Raw genomic sequence first — 21,402 nt, 5'->3', positions numbered from 1 at the left:
CTGTAAGCTCTCTGGAAGGACTGCACGTGGCAGACCGATTGCATGAAACCGGAACGACCAGACCCGCGAGTGCCGGAATACGCCGCGCCTCACGGCGCTTCTGGTCGCGACCGTTCACGCTCATTCGCCGGGTGTTCGGCCACGCGGTGTTTTCCAGCCTCACCCGCCGCATCCTGTTCTTCAACATCGCGGCGACCGTCGTTCTCGTCGCCGGCATCCTCTATCTCAACCAGTTTCGCGAGGGGTTGATCGATGCCCGCGTCGAGAGCCTGCTGACTCAGGGTGAAATCATTGCCGGCGCAATCTCTGCCTCGGCCTCCGTCGATACCAATTCGATCACCATCGATCCGCAGAAGCTTCTCGAACTGCAGGCAGGCCAGAGCATCACGCCGGTGCCGAACGACGAGGACCTCGATTTCCCGATCGACCCCGAGCGGGTCGCGCCCGTGCTGCGGCGGCTGATCTCGCCGACCCGCACCCGCGCCCGACTGTTCGATGCAGACGCAAACCTGCTGCTGGACTCGCGCCACCTCTATTCGCGCGGCCAGGTGCTGCGCTTTGATCTGCCGCCGGTTGAAGATCAGTCGCAGACCTGGAGCGAATGGGTTGCCGGCTTGTTCAACCGCATGCTGCAGCCCGGCAACCTGCCGACCTACAAGGAAGCGCCGGGTGGCGATGGCTCGATCTATCCGGAAGTGATGAACGCGCTGACTGGCGTTCGCGGCGCCGTGGTGCGCATTACCGATCGCGGCGAACTGATCGTCTCCGTCGCCGTCCCGGTCCAGAGGTTCCGCGCGGTGCTCGGCGTTCTGCTTCTCTCGACCCAGGCCGGCGACATCGACAAGATCGTGCATGCGGAGCGGCTGGCGATCATGCGCGTCTTCGGCGTCGCGACCCTCGTCAACATTCTGCTGTCGCTGCTCCTGTCGTCCACCATCGCCAATCCGTTGCGCCGGCTTGCTGCTGCTGCTGTTCGCGTCCGTCGCGGTGCCAAGCAGCGTGAAGAGATTCCGGATTTCTCCTATCGTCAGGACGAGATCGGCAACCTCTCGATCGCTGTTCGCGACATGACCAATGCGCTCTACGACCGCATCGACGCGATCGAAAGCTTCGCAGCCGACGTGAGCCACGAGCTGAAGAACCCGCTGACGTCCTTGCGCAGCGCCGTCGAGACGCTGCCGCTTGCCAAATCCGAGGCCTCCAAACAGAAACTGACGGATATCATCTTCCACGATGTGCGCCGCCTCGACCGTCTCATCAGTGATATCTCCGATGCATCGAGGCTCGATGCGGAACTTGCCCGGACCGATTCGGCACCTGTCGGCATGGATACGCTGCTCGGCAACCTCGTCGATATTTCCAGACAGATCCGCACCGGCCGCAAACCGGTTGAGATCGATCTGGTCATCGACGCGAAGGGCGGGCAGAAACCAAACTACCTCGTCAACGGCCACGATCTGCGGCTTGGCCAGATCATCACCAACCTTATCGAAAATGCCCGCTCCTTCGTGCCGGAAAAAGGCGGTCGCATTGCCATCCGCCTCGCCCGGGTCAAGGACAAGGTGGTCGTCACCGTGGATGACAACGGTCCGGGCATTCAGGCCGAGAACATCGATCGCATCTTCGAGCGGTTCTACACCGATCGCCCCGATGGCGAGAGCTTCGGCCAGAATTCGGGCCTGGGACTGTCGATCAGCCGTCAGATCGCCGTGGCGCATGGCGGCTCGCTGCAGGCGGAAAACCTTGTCGATCCGCAGACGGAGACGCTTAAGGGCGCGCGCTTCACGCTGTCGCTTCCTTCGGGCGAAGAGCCATGAGCGATACGCAACGCGTCAATATCCATGCAACGGCGATCGTCGTCGGGACCCGCGGCATCCTCTTCACCGGTCCTTCCGGCAGCGGCAAATCCATGCTGGCGTTTGCCTGTCTGAGTGCCGCCAGACGCCAGGGCGTCTTTTCGGCGCTGGTGGCCGACGATCAGGTGTTTGTCTCGCGCGAGAATGATCGCCTCGTCGCACACCGGCCGCAGACGATCGCCGGCCTCATCGAATTGCGCGGCAGTGGCATTATCGAAGTAGACTCCGCCCCGTCAGCTGCCCTCGATCTTGCCGTGCGCGTCCTGTCGTCTCCGAACGACGAACGGTATCCGCCGGACAACGAACGCTTTGCGCTTTCGGGTCTCGGAGACATTCCACTGGTGAGATTATGGTCGCTCTTTCCGGAGCCACTTTCCGCGCTTTCCGGCCTTTTCCCGGCATTTCGAGGGGAGCGACCCTTCTGACCCAATCCGGCTCGCGATTTTTTAACTTGAACTTGATGCGGACATGGCGAAGATGGCTCCCCACCGCTGGACGCCTGTATTGCGTTGCGATATTGGCCGCAAGTTTCCATAGCAGGGGGCAGTTTTCATGATCGGAATTGTGCTTGTCACTCATGGCAAGCTGGCTGAGGAATTTCGACAGGCCGTCGAGCACGTCGTCGGACCTCAGAAATTCATCGAAACCATTTGCATCGGCCCCGAAGACGATATGGACCAGCGGAGGCAGGATATCGTCGATGCGGTCGCGAAGGCCGATGACGGATACGGCGTCATCATCCTCACCGACATGTTCGGCGGTACGCCGTCGAACCTTTCGATCTCAGTGATGGAAAGCGGCAAGACGGAGGTCATCGCCGGCATGAACCTGCCGATGCTGATCAAGCTTGCCGGCGTCCGAAGCGACAACAACATGGAGCGCTCGCTGGTCGAGTCCTCCGAGGCCGGCCGCAAATATATCAACGTCGCAAGCCGCGTGCTCAGCGGAAAATAAGAAAGCACTGCAAACGCATGTCTCCCCTTGCCCCACGGCATTTCACAATCGTCAACAAGCGTGGCCTCCACGCGCGAGCATCGGCCAAGTTCGTGCAGATGGTGGAAAGTTTCGAAGCCGATGTGAGGGTTTCAAGGGATGGATCGACAGTCGGCGGCAATTCCATCATGGGCCTGATGATGCTGGCCGCCAGCACCGGCTGTTCGATCGAGGTTTCCGCAAGCGGCCCGCAGGCTGTTGAAGCGCTCGACGCTCTGGAGGCGCTCGTTGCCAACAAGTTCGGCGAAGAAGCTTGATAACCATAGCAACCGAACGGACATAAACATATAAAGACGTCTTTATGTGTTAGTTGCAAGTCAGCCCCAAGCCTGTTACACCGCTGGCGAGATTTTTCGTCGACGCCCGGATGAACGGAAATCCGTTCCCCTGCCTTCGACACACCACGCGGAGAGCTTTATGAGCACTGACAAGGATTACATCGTCGCGGATATCGAACTTGCTGCCTACGGTCGCAAGGAGCTCGACATCGCCGAAACCGAAATGCCGGGCCTGATGTCGTGCCGCGAGGAATTCGGTGCATCGCAGCCGCTCAAGGGCGCCCGCATCTCCGGTTCGCTGCACATGACGATCCAGACGGCGGTTCTGATCGAGACGCTGAAGGAACTCGGCGCCGACATTCGCTGGGCCTCCTGCAACATCTTCTCGACCCAGGATCATGCCGCTGCTGCAATTGCAGCGTCCGGCATCCCGGTATTTGCCGTGAAGGGTGAATCGCTCACCGAGTACTGGGAATACACCGACAAGATCTTTCAGTGGACCGATGGCGGCTTCTCCAACATGATCCTCGATGATGGTGGCGACGCCACCATGTACATCCTGCTCGGCGCCCGCGCCGAAGCCGGTGAGGACGTTCTTTCCGTGCCCACATCGGAAGAAGAAGAGATCCTGTTCGCGCAGATCAAGAAGCGTCTTGCCGCTTCGCCAGGCTGGTTCACCAAGCAGCGCGATGCGATCAAGGGTGTGACCGAAGAGACCACCACAGGCGTTCACCGCCTTTATGATCTTTCCAAGAAGGGCCTCCTGCCCTTCCCGGCCATCAACGTCAACGACTCCGTCACCAAGTCGAAGTTCGACAACAAATACGGCTGCAAGGAATCGCTGGTCGATGGCATTCGCCGCGGCACCGACGTGATGATGGCCGGCAAGGTCGCCGTCGTCTGCGGTTACGGCGATGTCGGCAAGGGTTCGGCTGCTTCGCTTCAGGGCGCCGGTGCTCGCGTCAAGGTCACGGAAGTCGATCCGATCTGCGCCCTGCAGGCTGCCATGGACGGGTTTGAAGTCGTCGTGCTCGAAGACGTCGTCGCCTCGGCCGATATCTTCATCACCACGACCGGCAACAAGGACGTCATCCGCATCGAGCATATGCGCGAGATGAAGGATATGGCGATCGTCGGCAATATCGGCCATTTCGATAACGAGATCCAGGTTGCGGCGCTCAAGAACCTGAAGTGGACCAACGTGAAGCCGCAGGTCGACATGATCGAGTTCCCGAAGGGCAATCGGATGATCCTTCTGTCGGAGGGTCGCCTGCTCAACCTCGGAAATGCTACCGGCCATCCGTCCTTCGTCATGTCCGCCTCGTTCACCAACCAGACGCTGGCCCAGATCGAGTTGTTCACGAAGCAGGGCGAGTACAAGAACGAGGTCTATATCCTGCCCAAGCACCTCGACGAAAAAGTTGCCCGTCTTCACCTCGGAAGGCTCGGCGTGACGCTGACCAAACTTTCTGACGAACAGGCTGCTTATATCGGCGTCTCGTCGCAGGGTCCGTTCAAGGCTGAACACTACCGCTACTGATCCGTAGCCGAACAATCCACAACATCTTGTGGCCGCAGCCTTGACAAAGGCTGCGGCTTCTTTTTTGGCCCCGCGCCTTCCCGCTCTCTGCCGCGGCAGGTATTGTTACAGCTCTTGATTCGTACTCGTTCGAGCCTCCGGCTTCGGGCAAGGTGCGATGTGGTATGTCTTGTCGATAAGCGGCAATTGGACGGAGACAGACCGGTCATGTCGGTAAGAAAAACGAGCCTGCGAAAGCAGGCCGATCTCATTTGTGGCGTGGCGATGAGCTGCGGCCTGGACGCTTGTAAAGAGGCGGCAAATGGGCGGTGGAAGAAAGACCTTGCCCGGCTTGCGCCGGTGAGCTTGGCACGTTCGGCTGCAGCGTTCCTGGCGGGGACGGTGCTCTCAGGCGTGGCTGGGATGGCGCATGCACAGGAGGCCGGCACGGTCGGTCCGCACATGTTCTCGTCGACCCAGGTGATCTGGTCGTCGCTGGTGCTTGGCGCGCTGGGGGCTGCCCTGCTGTCGGCCGTCTGGCTGGTTCGCCAGCGCGGCAACATGGAAGCCGAAACCCAGGATATGCGCAGCGCGCTGTCGGATGCGCAGCAGCGGATTTCCAAGTACGAAGCGCTGATCGCCGACAAGAACCGCCGCATCGTGGTGTGGGAAAGCGGCTACTCCAAACCTGAGTTCCTGGGCCAGCTGCCGGCTGAAACCGGCGCGCCGCAGCAGGATCGCGATTTTCTCGCCTTCGGCCGCTGGCTGCGCTCTTCCTCGGCAATCGAGCTTGAAAAGGCGATCGACGCTCTGCGCGGCGAAGCCCGCAGCTTCGATCTGGTTCTTGAAACCAACCGCGACGAAATCCTTGAGGTGCAGGGCCGCGTTTCGGGCGGAAAGGCGTTTGTCCGCTTTATCGCGCTCAACAACCTGCGCGCCGAGCTTGCCGAACTGAAGATCGAACGCGAACGGCTGACCCACTCCATCTCGCTTTTCCACTCGCTGCTCGACACGATCGAACAGCCGGTCTGGCAGCGCGACGCACAGGGCAGGCTTGCCTGGGTCAACCACGCCTATAGCGATGCCGTCGAAGCCAAGGTTCCGACGCAGGCCGTTGACGAAAGCCGCGAATTCCTGGGCACGATCGCGCGTGAGAAGATCCGCGCCGTCGCAACAGCCAACTCGCCTTTCCACGACCGCATCTCCACTGTCGTGCGCGGCAATCGTACCGTGTTCGACGTTGTCGATGTCGTGGCAACGAACGGTTCCGTCGGCATTGCGATCGATGTGTCGGAAGCCGAATCGGTGCGCGAAGAGCTGAAGCGGACGCTCAACAGCCACGCCGAAACGCTGGACCATCTCGCGACACCCGTCGCGATCTTCGACGGCGAACGGCGGCTGCAATTCTACAACCAGGCTTTCGTCCAGCTGTGGGGCCTTTCCCTGCCCTTCCTCGAATCGCGGCCGGATAATTCCGAACTGCTCGACAAGCTGCGCGCCAACGGCAAGCTGCCGGAAGAGCTCAGCTGGCGCAACTGGAAGGAATCGGCGCTGTCGATCTACCAGGCGCTCGATACCAAGACCGATACCTGGCATCTGCCGAACGGCCAGACGCTGCGCGTCATCGCCACCGCGCACCCTCGCGGCGGCGCCACCTGGGTGTTCGAGAACCTCACCGAACAGGTCGATCTCGAAACCCGTTACAACACGCTGGTCAAGGTTCAGGGCGAAACGATCGACCACCTTGCAGAAGGCGTGGCCGTGTTCGGCCCGGACGGCCGAATCACACTGTCCAACCCCGCTTTCCGTGCGCTCTGGGGCGTGACCGCCGACGAGACCAAGCCGGGCACCCATATCAAGGCGATCGAGAAAGCCTGCGCGCCATCCTATGACGAGCCGGACGGCTGGCGTCATTTCGGGCAGATGCTGACCAATTTCGATGACGAACGGGCCTCGATTCAGGGAACGTTCGAGCTCTATTCAGGCCTCATCCTCGACTATGCCGCGACGCCTTTGCCCAATGCCCAGACGATGTTCACCTTCGTCGACATGACGGCCAGCGCGCGCGCCGAGCGGGCACTCAAGGAAAAGAACGAGGCGCTGCAGAAAGCCGATGAGCTGAAGAATGATTTCGTCCAGCACGTGTCCTACGAGTTGCGGTCGCCGCTGACCAACATCATCGGATTTACCGATCTCCTGAAGACGCCGGGCATGGGCGAACTGAACGAGCGGCAGGCGGAGTATATCGACCATATTTCCACCTCGTCGTCGGTGCTTCTCACCATCGTCAACGACATTCTCGATCTTGCGACCGTCGATGCCGGCATCATGCAGCTGAACTATTCGCAGCTGGCCGTGGACGAGCTTCTGGACGACGTGGCGATGCAGATCGCCGACCGGCTGCACGAAAATACCGTGACGCTGGAGATCATCGCGCCGAAGGCACTCGGAACCGTGTTTGCGGACGAGCAGCGGCTGAAGCAGATCCTGATCAAGCTTCTGATGAACGCCACCAATTTTGCGCCCGAGGGGTCCGCAATCTCGCTGAATTGCTGGCGCGACGAGAGCAACGTGTTCTTCTCGGTAACTGACAGAGGCCCCGGCATTCCTCCTGACATGCTGAAAACGGTGTTCGACCGGTTCAAGGCGAACGCCAAGGGCGGCAAGCGCAGCGGTGCTGGCCTTGGTCTTTCGATCGTCGAAAGCTTCGTCACCCTCCACAACGGCGACGTCTCGATCGACAGCCGGGCCGGACAGGGAACGGTGGTTACCTGCCGCATTCCGGTCGGATCGCGGGCCCGTTCGGTCGCTGCCGAATGATCGCTGCGCCTGGCGATAGCATTGTCGTGACACTGGCCGACGAGGCCGAGACAATTCTCTTCGGCGAGGATCTGGTGCTGGCGCTGAAGGCCGGCGACTGCCTGGCGCTTTCGGGCGATCTTGGCGCCGGCAAATCGACTCTGGCCCGGGCCTTCCTTCGGGCCATGGCCGACCAAAACGATCTGGAAGTCCCGAGCCCTACTTTCACGCTGGTCCAGATCTATGACCTGCGCATTCCCGTGGCGCATTTCGATCTCTACCGGCTGGCCGACCCATCCGAGCTCGACGAACTCGGTTTCGACGAAGCGCTTTCCTCCGGCATCTGCCTTGTCGAATGGCCGGAAATGGGCGGCGATCTCCTGCCTCTCGACCGCATCACGCTGACGCTCGAGCACGAGACGGTTGGCCGACGCGCGACGATCACGGCACCGGAAGCATCCCTTGCCCGCATTCGCCGAGTGATCGCCATCCGCGAGTTTCTGTGCACTCACGGTCATGCCAATGGCCGACGCCGCTTTCTGACCGGCGATGCCTCGATGCGGGCCTATGAAACGGTTCTGACCGAATCAGGCGAGACACTGATCCTGATGGACTGGCCGAAGCGGCCCGAGGGTCCGCCGGTTCTCGACGGCAAGCCGTATCCGAAAGTGGCGCATATTGCCCAGGATGCCTATCCGTTCGTGGCGATCTCCGAATACCTGCGCGGCATCGGCCTTTGCGCGCCTCAAGTGCTCGAGGTCGATTACGACCAGGGCATTCTCCTCATCGAAAATCTCGGCCAGGACGGTGTGCTCGACGAGGACGGGCAGCCGATCGGCGAACGTTACCGCGAAAGCGTCGTGGCGCTGGCCTATCTGCATGGCCATGAGATCCTCCAGGATCTTCCCGTCGCCGGGTCCAGCACGCATCACATTCCGGATTTCGATCCGGTTGCGATGAAGATGGAAGCGCGGCTTCTGCTCGACTGGTATCTGCCGTGGAAGCGGGGCGGACAGGCTGGAGAGGACGAGCGAGAAGAGTATCTCTCGATCTGGGACGGGCTGATCGCAGAGCTCGGCTCTGCAGAGAAGAACCTGCTGCTGCGCGATTTCCATTCTCCGAACATCATCTGGCGTAGCCAAGCCTCCGGCGTGCATCAGGTGGGCCTGATCGATTTTCAGGATGCGATGATCGGCCCGACGGCTTACGACCTCGCGTCGCTGGTCCAGGACGCCCGCGTCGATATTCCCAAGGTTCTGGCCGATCAGATGATGATCGACTACCTGACGCTGCGCCGCGCACTGGGCGGATTTGACGAAGCGGGTTTCCTGAAATCCTGGGCGATCATGGCGGCACAGCGTAACTGCAAGCTCGCCGGTCTCTGGGTTCGGCTGCGGGAACGCGACGGCAAGCCGCACTATATGAAGCATATGCCGCGAACATTGCGCCATCTTTCGACGGCACTCGCGCATGAAGCACTCGCGCCCTTGCGCGATTGGTGCCACAGGGCTGGTATAGAGCTTCCCGAATCATAAATACGGTTGCATGGACATGACCAACGCCCCGATCACGCAGGCTATGGTGCTGGCGGCAGGGCTCGGTACCCGGCTTCGCCCGATCACCGATACGATGCCGAAGCCACTGGTGCCCGTTGCCGGAAAGCCGATGATCGACTACGGGCTCGATGCCCTGGCCGACGTCGGCGTGACCCATGCGGTCGTCAACGTCCATCACTTCGCCGACCGGATGGAAGCGCATCTCGCCGCCTATCCGCGCCTTGAGATCACCGTGTCCGACGAGCGGGCGCAGCTGATGAACTCGGGTGGCGGCTTGAAGCAGGGTCTGTCCCTGCTTCAACCAGGCTTTGTCTTCGTCATGAACGCCGACCTGTTCTGGATCGGCGAAAAGCCTGACGAGCCCACCAATCTTGAGCGCCTGGCCGGGTTTTTCGATCCGCAACGCATGGATATGGCGCTGCTCTGCGTGCCGCTGGAGCGCACCACGGGACACAACGGCAAGAAGGATTTCCAGCTGTCGTCCGACGGACGGCTCTCGCGTTACGTCGAGGGCAACGACAACCCGGTCGTCTATGCGGGTGCGATCGTCATGCACACGTCGCTTCTCGACGACGCACCTGACGATGCCTTCAACCTCAACATCTATTTCGACCGTGCGATCCAGAACGATCGGCTGTTCGGCCTTGTGATGGATGGCGAGTGGATCACTGTCGGCACGCCGGAAGCGCTGCCGGAAGCCGAAGCCGTGATCGCCCGCCACAAAGCGGGGGCCTGATCGATGTCGGATGTACGGCCGAACCGCCTCTTCTCCATCCCGTCAGGCGCGCCCTTTTTGAAGACGCTAGCCGCAGCACTCTGCGACGGGCGGCTGAACGAGACGTTTCGCTACGATCCCCAAAATCCGCTGTCGCTGGCTGACGTCACCATTTTTGTGCCGACGCGCCGTTCGGCGCGTGTGCTGCGCTCGGAATTCGTCGATCTTCTCGGCGGCCGCGCCGCGATCCTGCCAGTCATCCGGCCACTTGGCGAAACCGACGACGATCAGGGCTTTTTCGATCTCGTGGCGCCCGAGGAAATGGATCTGGCCCTGCCGATCGGCGGCACGGCGCGACTTCTCGAACTCGGACGGCTGATCCTTGCCTGGCGCAACCAGCTGCCGAAGATCGTGCTGGACGTGCATTCGGAATCGCCGCTGGTCGCGCCCGCAAGCCCGGCGGACGCGATCTGGCTTGCCCGGGCGCTGGCGGAACTGATTGATGCGATCGAGACCGAGGAACGCGACTGGAAGGATCTCGACAATCTCCAGACCGGCGAACATGCGCTCTGGTGGCAGCTCACCGCCGAATTCCTGAAGATCGCCAGCGGTTTCTGGCCGACGCGACTTGAGGAGTTGAAACGCTCTTCGCCGGCAAAGCATCGTGCTTCAATCCTGCGCGGAGAGGCGCGTCGGATTACCGAGCGGGAGCACAAGGGGCCCGTGATTGTTGCAGGATCCACAGGCTCTGTTCCGGCAGCGGCCGAGCTGATCGCGGCGATCTCCAGGCTTGCCGAAGGCACGGTTGTCCTGCCGGGCCTCGACATGACGATGCCGCAGGACCAGTGGGACATGGTGGGCGAGGAAACCTTCGATGGCAAGCCCGACCCTTCGAGCCGCAGCCATCCGCAGTTCGGTTTGTCCCGCCTGTTGAAGAAGATCGGTGCGACACGTGAGGATGTCACTGTCATCGGCGAGACGCAGGCCGATCTCGCCTTCCGCGCTGAGGCGATCTCGCAGGCGCTGGTGCCCGCCAAGGCGACCGATCGCTGGAGTACATGGCGCCAGGAGGCCGATCCGGAAAAGCTGCGCGCGGCCTTTGCCGATGTCGCGCTGATCGAAGCCGCTAACGAGCGCGAGGAAGCGGTGGCAATTGCCATCGCCTTGCGGCTCGCGCTGGAGAAACCTGGACGCAACGGTGGCGAAGCACAGGCAGCGCTAATCACGCCCGACCGCGCGCTTGGCCGCCGCGTCACCGCAGAGCTTGCCCGTTTCGGCATCCTCGCCGATGATTCGGCCGGTTCGGCGCTTTCGGGCACGCCGCAGGGCACGTTGACCCAGCTTCTGCTGGAAGCGACGCTTCGGCCAGGCGATCCGGTGGCGATCGTCGGCCTGTTGAAACACCCACTGATACGGCTTGGCCTTCCGCCTGCCGAATTGCGCGCCGCGATCGATGCGCTGGAAGTGCTGGCGCTGCGCGGTGGCGTCGGCGACATGGATATCGCCGCTCTCGAGCCGCTTCTCGATGCACAGCTGACCGCAATCCTTGAAGATCGCCACATGCCGCATTGGCGCAGCTCGTTGCCTGAAGGTGCGGTTGCTCAGGCAAAGGATATCGCAAAGCGGATATCGGCGGCGGTGGAACCGCTGGTCAGCGCGTTTATCCGCCGCCGTCCCGATGGACGCGGGTTGACGGCAAGACTGACGCTGTCCGATTGGGCGACGCGCACCGGGCGCGCGCTTGAGGCGCTGTGCATCGATGAGCGCGGTGATCTCTCGGCACTGTGGTCCGGAGAGCCGGGCGAACGTCTCTCGGGCCTGCTCGGCGAAGTCATCGAGACGGAAGGCCAGATCGAGGCCGACGGACCGCAGTGGATCGACATCGTCATGGCGCTGACGACAGGCGAAGCGGTGAAGCCGCGTTCGCTGGCGCATCCGCGGGTGTTTATCTTCGGCACGCTGGAAGCACGGTTGCAGAGCGTCGATACAATGATCCTCGGCGGTCTCAACGAGGGCTCCTGGCCGGGACAGACGGTCAACAATCCGTTCCTGTCGCGCTCGATGAAGACCGATATGGGGCTGGAACCGCCCGAGCGGCGGATCGGCCAGCTTGCGCACGATTTCGAAATGGCCTGCGGCACCCGCAACCTGATCTTTTCCCGCTCCACACGACAGGGATCGACGCCGACGGTTGCCTCCCGCTGGCTGCAGAGATTGTTGGCGCTGGGCGGCAAAAGTTTTGCCGACGAATTGAAGGCGCGCGGCAAGGATGTTCTGCATTGGGCGTCGCTGATCGATCGTGGCGACAACCAGCAGCAGGCCAGGCGCCCTGCCCCCAAACCGCCGGCGGAGCTGCAGCCGGTCAAATATTCGTTCAGCGAAGTCGGACGGCTGCGTCGCGACCCCTATTCGATCTATGCACGGCGTATCCTCAAACTCGATCCGCTGGCGCCGTTCAACGAAGATCCGGGTGCGGCACAGCGCGGCACGCTCTACCACGCCATTATCGACCGCTATACGCGCGAAAGCCACAAGCCCGGCACGCCGGTTTCACGTGAAGCAATGCAGCGCATCACGCGGGAGCTGTTCGACGCCGAACAGCTCCCGCCGCATATCGACCGGGTCTGGCGGCCGCGCTTCGTCGAGGTCGCGCGGGCGTTTCTCGACTGGGAAGAGCGTCGCACACCGGAAGTCCGCAGCAGCGTTACAGAAGCCGGTGCCGGTTTCGAGGTTGAGAGTGCCGGCATCCGTGTCACCGGCATTGCGGACCGGATCGACATCAAGCGCTCCGGCGAGGCTGACATCATCGACTACAAGACCGGCCTCAACCCTTCCGTCCTACAGGCGCGGTCGCTGCTCGACCCGCAACTTGCCTTGGAGGCAGCGGCGCTGCAGGCAGGCGCCTTCAAGACGATGGGCATCCAGCGGCCCGGCGATCTTCTTTATGTCCGGCTTCGACCCGGCGACCGGTTCAAGGAAGACCGGATCAACAATGAGGGCGCAACCGCGAATGCCAAACGCCAGCCGAAATCGGCGATCGATCTGGCGCAGGAATCGATCGACCAGCTGACCAAGTTCGTCGTCAAGCTGCGTCAGGGCGATGCGGGGTTCGCCTCGCGGCTGGTGCCGTTCGCGCAAGGGGATTTCGGCGGCGAATACGATCACCTCGCCCGCGTTGCCGAGTGGTCGACGGCCGATGACGATGGAGAGGCGGACGCCGATGAGTGATCTTTTCACCGAGTTGCCGGATAACCCGGCTTCGGACCTGCCGGATGGAGACGACCCGATCCACTGGATCGACTGGACCACGGTTCAGCAATCTCGCGCCTCGGACCCGGCAAGTTCCGCCTGGGTGTCGGCCAATGCCGGCTCCGGCAAGACGCATGTGCTGACCCAGCGGGTGATCCGGCTTCTGCTTGCCGGCTGCCGTCCCTCCGCCATCCTCTGCCTCACCTATACCAAGGCCGCGGCGTCCGAAATGTCGAACCGTGTGTTTCAGCGGCTGTCCGAGTGGACGGTTCTTTCCGACGAGGAGTTACGCACGCGGATCGCGGCTATCGAAGGTCATGAGCCGGATTCCCTGAAGATTGCCGAGGCGCGGCGGCTGTTTGCCAAGGCGCTGGAAACGCCGGGCGGTCTGAAGATCCAGACGATCCATGCCTTCTGCGAAGCTCTGCTGCACCAGTTTCCGCTGGAGGCCAATGTGGCCGGCCATTTCTCCGTGCTCGACGACCGTGCCGCCACCGCTCTTCTCTCCGAAGCGCGGCGTTCGCTGCTGACAGCCACATCCGCCGAGGACGATCCGGATCTGGCGGAAGCCTTTGCCCACGTGCTTGATCTCGGCGACGAGTTCGGGCTGGAAGCGCTGCTGTCCGACATCGTTGCCAGACGCACCGCGATCCGCAAATTTACCGCGCATGCGGAGAAGCAAGGCGGCATCGGCCCGGAACTGAAGCGCGTCCTGGGGCTCGACCCTGCCGATAGCGAAGACAGCATCGCCGCGACCTATTGGCCGCTGCCCCAGCTTTCCGGGATCACGCTCGATCTCTATCTGTCGCTTGCCGACCAGAAGGGCGGCTCGACCGTTCATGAGGTGGCTTACGGTTTGCGCCTGGTCGCCAAGGAGACGGATGTCTTCAAGCGCGCCGCCTATCTCGATTCCATCTTTCTAACGGCCAAGGGCACGGTGAAGGCAGATCGCAGCCTGATCGCCAGCGCCATGACCAAGATCGCACCGGAGCTTGCCGGCGCGATCGACGCGGCGCGAGAGCATGTTCTGAGCTGCCGGAACCGGTTGCGGCTGTTTCGCCTGTTTGCGGCCACCAAGGCGGCGCTGACACTTGCCGCACGCCTGACCGACGACTACGAGGACCTGAAACGGGGCCGCAGCCTTCTCGATTTCGAGGATCTGATTGCCCGCACCGCCGATCTTCTGACCCGCGACGGCGTCGGTGCGTGGGTGCATTACAAGCTCGACCAGGGCATCGATCACATTCTGGTCGACGAGGCGCAGGATACCAGCCCGATCCAGTGGACCGTGATCAAGTCGCTGGCGGAAGATTTTTATTCCGGCAACAGCGCGCGCGATACGCGCCGGACGATGTTTGCGGTCGGTGACGAGAAACAGTCGATCTATTCGTTCCAGGGCGCGCGGCCGGAGCGGTTTGCGGAGGAACGCAGCGCGACGCAGAGGCAGGTGGCTGCCAGCGGCCAGCCGTTCCACGCGATCCGCTTGCCGCTGTCCTTCCGGTCGACAGCCGACATTCTTTCCGCCGTCGATCAGGTGTTCTCAATCGAGGAAAATGCCAAGGGCCTGTCGGCGATCGGCGATCCGGTGCAGCACCGTTCCAACCGCATGGGTCATCCCGGCGCGGTCGATCTGTGGGACGTGGTGGCGCCCGAAGTGTCCGAACAGGAAGACGACTGGACCGCGCCGTTCGATTCGACCCCGGACAAGGCACCGGCCGCTATCCTTGCGTCGCGCATTGCCGCCCGGATCGGCGAGATGATCGGCCGCGAGACGGTCATCGAAAAGGGCGTGGAACGGCCGATCGAGCCGGGCGACATTCTCGTTCTCGTGAGAAAACGCGACGCCTTCGTCAACGCGCTGACGCGGGCGCTGAAACGCCGCGACAACATTCCCGTCGCCGGTGCCGACCGGTTGAAGCTGACGAGCCATATCGCGGTGCAGGATCTGCTGGCGCTCGGTCGTTTCCTGCTCCTACCGCAGGATGACTTGTCGCTCGCAGCGCTTCTCAAAAGCCCGCTGTTCGATCTGTCCGAAGAGGACGTGTTCGAGGTTGCTGCGCTCAGAGCCGAAAATGACAGCGCCTGGACGCAACTCAAGCGCCTTGCCGAAGAACAGCCGCTGCGGTTTCGTGATGCAGCGGAGCGCCTGCAGCATCTGCTGACGCTGTCGCGCCTGCTCAGCCCGCATGATCTCTATGCCCGTATTCTCGGACAGCACGGCGGACGGCGGAACTTTCTCGGGCGGCTCGGCACCGAGGCGGGCGATATTCTCGACGAATTGCTGACCTTCGCGCTCGATCACGAGACATCCGGCCTGCCCGGCCTGCAGGCTTTCGTATCCACGCTGGAGCTCGAAAGCCCCGAAGTGAAGCGCGAACAGGATGGTGGCCGCAACGAGGTGCGGATCATGACCGTGCATGCCTCCAAGGGTTTGGAAGCGCCGGTCGTGTTCCTCGTCGACAGCAACTCGAAATCCTTCATTCCATCGCATGTGCCGAAATTCCGGCTGCTGAAGACCGTCCATGGCGATGTTCCGGCCTGGCTTGCGGGCAAGACGCTGTCCAACCCGCTGACGGCAGCGGACGACGAACGGCTGAAGACCTCTGCCGAAGAAGAGTACCGGCGACTTCTCTATGTGGGCATGACCCGCGCTGCCGATCATCTGGTGATTTGCGGCTATCGCGGCAGCCGGGATAACCCTGACAGCTGGCAGGCGATGATCGCGCGTGCCTTGTCGACGAGTGGGCAGCATTGCAGCCCAGCCACGTTCTCCGGCCCCGAGGGCGAGTGGAGCGGCCTGTCCTGGCGCCTGCCCGCGGCACCGGGCAAGGCTGCTGCCAAAGCGGACCATACAGCTGCCGGCGGCTCGGAAAGAGAAGCTTCCGCCCCTACCCTGCCCACGGCGCTTTCACGGCCGCTGCCGCCCCGCAAGATCCTGCCGAGGCCGCTTAGCCCGTCCGGCGCCGGTACGATGATCGACGACGACGATGATGATCTGATCGTCACATCGCCCCTGTTTGGAGACAAGGCGACCGGCAGCCTGGCACTGCAAAAAGGCAAGCTGGTGCATCGGATGCTGCAGATGCTGACCGACTTTCCGGACGGTGAACGCGAGGGTGCAGCCCGGCGTTATGCCGACCGCGCCGCCCGCTTCTGGCCGCCGAGCGAACGCCAGAGCCTGGTCGCAAGTGTCATGTCCGTTCTGTCCCTTCCCGAGCTCGCGCCGGTATTTTCTGCGCGCAGCCAGTCGGAAGTGTCGATCATGGGGACGCTGACGCTGGAGGGCCAGGACTACGCGATCTCGGGCCGGATCGACCGGCTTGTCGAGATGGAAGACCGCGTCATCATCCTCGATTACAAGACGAACCGCTTTCCGCCGGGCACTGCGGAAGACGTTCCATTGACCCACAGGGCACAGCTCTCCATCTACCGCGAAATCCTCATGCCTCTTTATCCGAGCAAAGCGATCGACTGCGTGCTCGTCTACACCGAGACGGCAAAGGTGATATCGCTGGGTGTGGAGCTGATGTCCCGTTCGCTTGCAGAACTTAAGACAAAGTGACATGACGGACATTGAAAATGGTGAGTGCCGATCTCACATCTGGGTCAACAAGAATCGAAGGAGAGCCCAATGGCTACCGTGAAAGTCGATACAAACAATTTTCAGGCTGAAGTTCTGGACGCCGTAGAGCCGGTCGTCGTCGATTTCTGGGCCGAATGGTGCGGCCCCTGCAAGATGATCGCTCCGAGCCTTGAAGAAATTTCGACGGAACTCGCTGGCAAGGTGAAGGTCGTCAAGCTGAACATCGACGAGAACCCGGAACTGGCTGCCCAGTTCGGCGTGCGCTCGATCCCGACCCTCGCCATGTTCAAGGGCGGCGAAGTGGCCGACATCAAGGTTGGCGCTGCGCCAAAGACGGCTCTCGCAGCCTGGATCTCCAGCGCCGCTTAAGCGTCTGTTTCACGTGAATCGAAAAACCCGGCTGAGCGATCAGCCGGGTTTTTTGTTATCTGTTGATCGATCCTGTCCGTTATCAGACCGGTGGCGTGCCATTGTCGGCCAGCACATTGCCGGCGAAATAGAGTGAGCCGCCGATCAAGATACGGGGCGGCGGACTGCCGGGCAGCTGGCGCCGGGTGATTTCCTGCAAGGCTTCGATGGTGGAACCAGCGGGTTCGGCGACCAGGCCAGCGTCGAACGCAGCATTGGCCAGCACAACCGGATCAAGGCCTGCCTCGCTATCGCGGATGCGGACGGTAAAGACGTGTTCGCCGAGATCCGCAAAGGCCCGGAAATAGCCGACGGGATCCTTTGTATTGATCATGCCGGTGACGAGGTAGAGCGGCCGGGGCTGGCGTTCCTCGAAGGCGGCCATGGCTTCGGCAATCACTTCGCCTCCGGCCGGGTTGTGCCCGCCGTCAAGCCAGATTTCCGAACCCGGGGGCGCGAATTCGAGCAGTTTGCCTTCGACCAGCTTTTGCAGGCGGGCCGGCCATTCGACCATGCCCATCGCCTTTTCCATCGTCGCATCCGTTACCGTGAAACCGGCGGCCTTGACGGCGCGAATGGCCGCTGCGGCGTTGGCGAACTGGTGGCGGCCCGGAAGGCGCGGCAACGGCAGGTCCTGCAGGCCGTCTTCGTCCTGGTAGATCAGCCGGCCGAACTCCTCATGGGCTGAGAAATCCTGGCCATAGATGGAAACCGGACAGCCCAGCCGTTCGGCTGTCGCCACCAGAACCTCGCGGGCCGCTTCGAATTCCTGGGCGCCGACCACGACCGGTCGGCTGCGCTTCATTATGCCGGCTTTTTCCGCTGCGATCAGTTCGACCTTGTCGCCGAGATAGGCCTGATGATCGAGCGCGATCGGCATAATCACCGAGACGGCGGGGTCGGTGATGACGTTGGTTGCATCGAAGCGACCGCCAAGGCCCACTTCCAGCACCACGGCATCGGCCGGCTGTTCGGAGAAAATCAGGAAGGTTGCTGCCGTCAGGATTTCGAACACGGTGATCATCTGGCCGGCATTGGCCTCACCGACGCGGCGCAGCGCATCTGCCAGCAGCGCATCATCGACAAACTGGCCGCGGCTGCCCTTGACGCCGATGCGAAAGCGTTCGTGCCAGCGCACAAGATGCGGCGAGGTGTGGACATGCACGGCGTAGCCACCCGCCTCGAGAAGCGCGCGGCAGAAGGCGGTGCAGGACCCCTTGCCGTTGGTGCCGGCCACATGAATGACCGGCGGCAGTTTCAGATGTGGATTGCCGAGCACCTCAAGGAGGCGGGTAATGCGCTCGAGCGACAGATCGAAACCCTTCGGGTGAAGGGTCATCAGCCGCTCGATTTCCTGCTCGGCCGCACTTGCCACGGGCTGGTTCATCGTCGTCATCCCGAAGCTCCGGCTCCGATCACGTTAGGTCAGAACCGGTGTTCAGGCGCTGACGGCGACAGGGGCGGCAAGGAATTCCTGATCGGGCTGTCTCATCAGCATCTTCAGGATCCGCGCCAGCGTTGCCGGGATATCGTGGCGCTTGACGACCATATCCACCATGCCGTGCTCAAGCAGGTATTCTGCTGTCTGGAAGCCTTCTGGCAGCTTTTCGCGCAGGGTCTGTTCGATCACGCGCTTGCCGGCAAAGCCGATCTCGGCGCCCGGTTCGGCGATGTGGACATCACCGAGCATGGCATAGGAAGCGGTCACGCCGCCGGTGGTCGGGTTGGTCAGCACACAGATATAGGGAAGGCCTGCTTCCTTCAGCATGTCGACGGCAACCGTGGTGCGGGGCAGCTGCATCAGTGACAGGATGCCTTCCTGCATGCGGGCGCCGCCAGACGCCGGGAAGATCACCAGCGGGCACTTTTCCTTCAGGGCACGCTCGGCCGCCTTGACGATCGCTTCGCCGGCCGCCATGCCCAGCGAACCGCCAATGAAGTTGAATTCGTGCACGACGGCCACGAGCTTTACGCCATGGACGAAACCGAGACCGGCGAGGATCGTGTCCTCCTGATCGGTCTTGATACGGCTGTCCTTCAAGCGGTCAGCATATTTCTTGGAGTCGCGAAACTTGAGCGGATCCTGGGCGACCTTCGGCTGCACCAGCGATTCGAACTCGCCGTCGTCGAACATGTCTCTCAGACGCGCCTTGGCCGGCATCTTCATGTGGAAGCCGGAGGCGGGAATGACCCACTTGTTCTCTTCGAGATCCTTGTGGAAGACCATTTCCCCGGTTTCCGGGCATTTGATCCAGAGATTTTCCGGAACGTCCCGATCGGGACGGCCGAGCATGGAGTTGATGCGCGGCCGGACGTAATTGGTGATCCAGTTCACTGGGCGTACTCCGAGTTTGGACTTGTCAGGCCTATCTGGGCCAGTTATTCGGCGGCAACAAGGCGGGCGGAACGCACACCGGTGCCCAGGCCGCGGACGAAGGTGGAAACGGCAGATACCGTATCTGGTGTCGCAGCGCCATCCTTGGTGAGACTGCCGGCAACCTGCGCAACGATTGCACTGCCGACGACGACACCGTCAGCCGCAGCGCCGATGGCTTGTGCATGGTCGGCAGTCTTGACGCCGAAGCCGACGCAGACCGGCAAGTCGGTGTGACCCTTGATGCGGGAGACAGCGCCCGAGATCAGCGACAGATCCGGCAGAGCGGATCCGGTAATGCCGTTCATCGAAACGTAATAGACGAAGCCCGACGTGTTGTGCAAAACGGTCGGAAGGCGCTTTTCGTCCGTGGTCGGCGTGGTCAGGCGGATGAAGTTCAGCCCCTTGGCGATTGCCGGGATGCAAAGCTCGTCATCCATTTCAGGCGGCAGGTCGACGATGATCAGGCCGTCGATTCCGGCTTCCAGCGCGTCATCAACAAACCTGTCGACGCCGTAGATATAGATCGGATTGTAGTAGCCCATCATGACGATCGGCGTCGCTGCATCGGTCTTACGGAATTCGCGGGCGAGATCCAGCGTCTTGGCAAGTGTCTGGCCGCCTTTCAGCGCGCGCTGCCCGGCCATCTGGATTGCCGGACCGTCGGCCATCGGGTCGGAAAAGGGCATTCCGAGTTCAATCACGTCGGCGCCGGCATCCGGCAGAGCCTTCATGATGGCCAGCGACGTGGCAAAGTCGGGATCGCCGCCCATGAAATAGGTGATCAGTGCCGGGCGGCCTTCGGCCTTCAGATCGGCAAAGCGCTTGTCCATCCGTGCGGTCATGTTCAGAGCCCCATTCCAAGGATTTTGCCGACAGTGAAGATGTCCTTGTCGCCGCGACCGCACAGGTTCATGACGATGATTTCGTCCTTGGACATTTTCGGTGCGCGCTTCATGACTTCGGCCAGTGCGTGCGAGGGTTCGAGCGCGGGGATGATGCCCTCGGTGCGTGTCAGGAACTGGAAGGCTTCGAGCGCTTCGGTATCCATGATCGGGACGTATTCGACGCGTCCCATGTCTTTCAGCCAGGAATGCTCAGGGCCGATGCCGGGATAGTCGAGACCGGCCGAGATCGAATGACCTTCCTTGATCTGTCCGTCGCCATCCTGCAGCAGATAGGTGCGGTTGCCATGCAGAACGCCAGGCGAGCCTGCCGTCAGCGAGGCGCAGTGCTCCTCGCCGTTGAGGCCCTTGCCGCCGGCTTCGACGCCGACGATCCTTACGCTGTCATCATCGAGGAACGGATGGAACAGGCCGATCGCATTCGATCCACCGCCAACGGCTGCTACCAGCATGTCGGGCAGACGGCCTTCGGCTTCCAGCATCTGTTCCTTGGTTTCGCGACCGATGACCGACTGGAAGTCGCGGACCATTTCCGGATAGGGATGCGGACCGGCAGCGGTGCCGATCATGTAATAGGTGTCATCGACATTGGTGACCCAGTCGCGCAATGCCTCGTTCATGGCATCCTTGAGCGTGCCGTGGCCTGACGTGACCGGGATCACCTCGGCGCCCAAAAGCTTCATGCGGAAGACATTGGGTGCCTGGCGCTCGACATCTGTCGCGCCCATGTAGACGACGCAGGGCAGGCCGAAGCGGGCAGCGACCGTGGCCGAAGCGACGCCATGCTGGCCAGCACCGGTTTCAGCGATGATGCGGGTCTTGCCCATGCGCTTGGCAAGCAGGATCTGGCCAATGCAGTTGTTGATCTTGTGGGAGCCGGTATGATTGAGCTCGTCGCGCTTGAAATAGATCTTGGCGCCGCCGAGTTCTGCCGTCATGCGCTCGGCGAAATAGAGCGGGCTGGGCCGGCCGACATAGTGTTTGCCGAGATCGGTAAGCTGCTTTTGAAATGCGGGATCGGTCTTCGCCTTTTCCCATTCGCCCTGCAGATCGAGGATCAGGGGCATCAGGGTTTCCGCGACAAAGCGGCCGCCGAAAATACCGAAGAGGCCGTCCTCGTCGGGACCGGAACGGAACGAATTCAGTTTTGGGGTCTCGTTCACTTTC

15 protein-coding genes are annotated in these 21,402 nt (G+C 61.9%); 11 read left to right on the top strand and 4 right to left on the bottom strand.

What is annotated here, in order from left to right; translation table 11 throughout:
- The first annotated feature begins 26 nt into the window (after positions 1–26).
- The 11 genes from ACQY1P_RS22420 (at position 27) to trxA (ending at position 16,917) form a co-directional block, all read left to right on the top strand.
- The gene (locus ACQY1P_RS22420; protein WP_425503250.1) at positions 27–1,817 is read left to right on the top strand and encodes a stimulus-sensing domain-containing protein; all 1,791 of its coding nucleotides are present in this window, start codon (positions 27–29) and stop codon (positions 1,815–1,817) included.
- Positions 1,814–2,281: an HPr kinase/phosphorylase gene (locus ACQY1P_RS22415; RefSeq protein ID WP_062577137.1), complete on the top strand. Its 468-nt coding sequence runs from the start codon at positions 1,814–1,816 to the stop codon at positions 2,279–2,281. Before ACQY1P_RS22420 ends, ACQY1P_RS22415 begins: the two co-directional genes overlap by 4 nt.
- Positions 2,282–2,408: 127 nt before the next feature.
- Positions 2,409–2,810, top strand: a complete 402-nt coding sequence (locus ACQY1P_RS22410; RefSeq protein ID WP_062462977.1) for a PTS sugar transporter subunit IIA — start codon at positions 2,409–2,411, stop codon at positions 2,808–2,810.
- A 17-nt stretch (positions 2,811–2,827) separates the two neighbouring features.
- The gene (locus tag ACQY1P_RS22405; protein WP_062577136.1) at positions 2,828–3,106 is read left to right on the top strand and encodes an HPr family phosphocarrier protein; all 279 of its coding nucleotides are present in this window, start codon (positions 2,828–2,830) and stop codon (positions 3,104–3,106) included.
- A gap of 160 nt (positions 3,107–3,266) precedes the next feature.
- A complete protein-coding gene (gene ahcY / locus ACQY1P_RS22400) occupies positions 3,267–4,667 on the top strand; it encodes an adenosylhomocysteinase (RefSeq protein WP_062462971.1) in 1,401 nt (466 codons plus the stop codon).
- 207 nt (positions 4,668–4,874) lie between these two features.
- A complete protein-coding gene (locus tag ACQY1P_RS22395) occupies positions 4,875–7,466 on the top strand; it encodes an ATP-binding protein (RefSeq protein WP_325265638.1) in 2,592 nt (863 codons plus the stop codon).
- Positions 7,463–8,980: a tRNA (adenosine(37)-N6)-threonylcarbamoyltransferase complex ATPase subunit type 1 TsaE gene (gene tsaE, locus ACQY1P_RS22390; protein WP_430255562.1), complete on the top strand. Its 1,518-nt coding sequence runs from the start codon at positions 7,463–7,465 to the stop codon at positions 8,978–8,980. The genes ACQY1P_RS22395 and tsaE overlap by 4 nt, the downstream gene beginning before the upstream one ends.
- A 16-nt stretch (positions 8,981–8,996) precedes the next feature.
- Positions 8,997–9,737 (top strand): nucleotidyltransferase family protein, encoded by a 741-nt coding sequence (locus ACQY1P_RS22385; RefSeq protein ID WP_430255560.1) that lies wholly within the window; start codon positions 8,997–8,999, stop codon positions 9,735–9,737.
- 3 nt (positions 9,738–9,740) lie between these two features.
- Complete coding sequence (gene addB, locus ACQY1P_RS22380; protein WP_430255558.1) at positions 9,741–12,944, top strand: double-strand break repair protein AddB; 3,204 nt, start codon at positions 9,741–9,743, stop codon at positions 12,942–12,944.
- Entirely contained in the window at positions 12,937–16,527 is a 3,591-nt protein-coding gene (gene addA, locus ACQY1P_RS22375; RefSeq protein WP_430255556.1) for a double-strand break repair helicase AddA, read from the top strand. The genes addB and addA overlap by 8 nt, the downstream gene beginning before the upstream one ends.
- Before the next feature lie 69 nt (positions 16,528–16,596).
- Positions 16,597–16,917 (top strand): thioredoxin, encoded by a 321-nt coding sequence (gene trxA / locus ACQY1P_RS22370; RefSeq protein ID WP_062462956.1) that lies wholly within the window; start codon positions 16,597–16,599, stop codon positions 16,915–16,917.
- Positions 16,918–16,999: 82 nt separating this feature from the next.
- Here the strand turns inward: trxA and ACQY1P_RS22365 are convergent, their stop codons facing one another.
- From ACQY1P_RS22365 to trpB, 4 genes are read right to left on the bottom strand one after another with little or no spacing between them, the layout of a single operon-like run.
- A complete protein-coding gene (locus ACQY1P_RS22365) occupies positions 17,000–18,352 on the bottom strand; it encodes a bifunctional folylpolyglutamate synthase/dihydrofolate synthase (protein WP_430255554.1) in 1,353 nt (450 codons plus the stop codon).
- A gap of 42 nt (positions 18,353–18,394) precedes the next feature.
- The gene (gene accD, locus ACQY1P_RS22360; protein WP_430255552.1) at positions 18,395–19,291 is read right to left on the bottom strand and encodes an acetyl-CoA carboxylase, carboxyltransferase subunit beta; all 897 of its coding nucleotides are present in this window, start codon (positions 19,289–19,291) and stop codon (positions 18,395–18,397) included.
- 44 nt (positions 19,292–19,335) lie between these two features.
- Positions 19,336–20,175 (bottom strand): tryptophan synthase subunit alpha, encoded by an 840-nt coding sequence (trpA, locus tag ACQY1P_RS22355; RefSeq protein ID WP_430255550.1) that lies wholly within the window; start codon positions 20,173–20,175, stop codon positions 19,336–19,338.
- 2 nt (positions 20,176–20,177) lie between these two features.
- Positions 20,178–21,398 carry a tryptophan synthase subunit beta gene (trpB, locus tag ACQY1P_RS22350; protein ID WP_092665274.1) on the bottom strand — a complete coding sequence of 407 codons (1,221 nt, stop codon included), beginning with the start codon at positions 21,396–21,398 and terminating at the stop codon, positions 20,178–20,180.
- Positions 21,399–21,402: the final 4 nt, after the last annotated feature.

The sequence above is a fragment of the Neorhizobium sp. DAR64872/K0K18 genome, assembly GCF_050500175.1.
Taxonomy (GTDB): domain Bacteria; phylum Pseudomonadota; class Alphaproteobacteria; order Rhizobiales; family Rhizobiaceae; genus Neorhizobium; species Neorhizobium soli.
Note: the sequence above shows the minus strand (reverse complement) of the source record. Positions and strands in the feature narration are given on the sequence as shown.

Bases quoted from the DNA above. Each gene is read 5' to 3' on its own strand.
- ACQY1P_RS22415 (WP_062577137.1), top strand. From the start codon at position 1,814: ATGAGCGATACGCAACGCGTCAATATCCATGCAACGGCGATCGTCGTC.
- ACQY1P_RS22410 (WP_062462977.1), top strand. From the start codon at position 2,409: ATGATCGGAATTGTGCTTGTCACTCATGGCAAGCTGGCTGAGGAATTT.
- ACQY1P_RS22405 (WP_062577136.1), top strand. From the start codon at position 2,828: ATGTCTCCCCTTGCCCCACGGCATTTCACAATCGTCAACAAGCGTGGC.
- ahcY (WP_062462971.1), top strand. From the start codon at position 3,267: ATGAGCACTGACAAGGATTACATCGTCGCGGATATCGAACTTGCTGCC.
- ACQY1P_RS22395 (WP_325265638.1), top strand. From the start codon at position 4,875: ATGTCGGTAAGAAAAACGAGCCTGCGAAAGCAGGCCGATCTCATTTGT.
- tsaE (WP_430255562.1), top strand. From the start codon at position 7,463: ATGATCGCTGCGCCTGGCGATAGCATTGTCGTGACACTGGCCGACGAG.
- ACQY1P_RS22385 (WP_430255560.1), top strand. From the start codon at position 8,997: ATGACCAACGCCCCGATCACGCAGGCTATGGTGCTGGCGGCAGGGCTC.
- addB (WP_430255558.1), top strand. From the start codon at position 9,741: ATGTCGGATGTACGGCCGAACCGCCTCTTCTCCATCCCGTCAGGCGCG.
- addA (WP_430255556.1), top strand. From the start codon at position 12,937: ATGAGTGATCTTTTCACCGAGTTGCCGGATAACCCGGCTTCGGACCTG.
- trxA (WP_062462956.1), top strand. From the start codon at position 16,597: ATGGCTACCGTGAAAGTCGATACAAACAATTTTCAGGCTGAAGTTCTG.
- ACQY1P_RS22365 (WP_430255554.1), bottom strand. From the start codon at position 18,352: ATGACGACGATGAACCAGCCCGTGGCAAGTGCGGCCGAGCAGGAAATC.
- trpA (WP_430255550.1), bottom strand. From the start codon at position 20,175: ATGACCGCACGGATGGACAAGCGCTTTGCCGATCTGAAGGCCGAAGGC.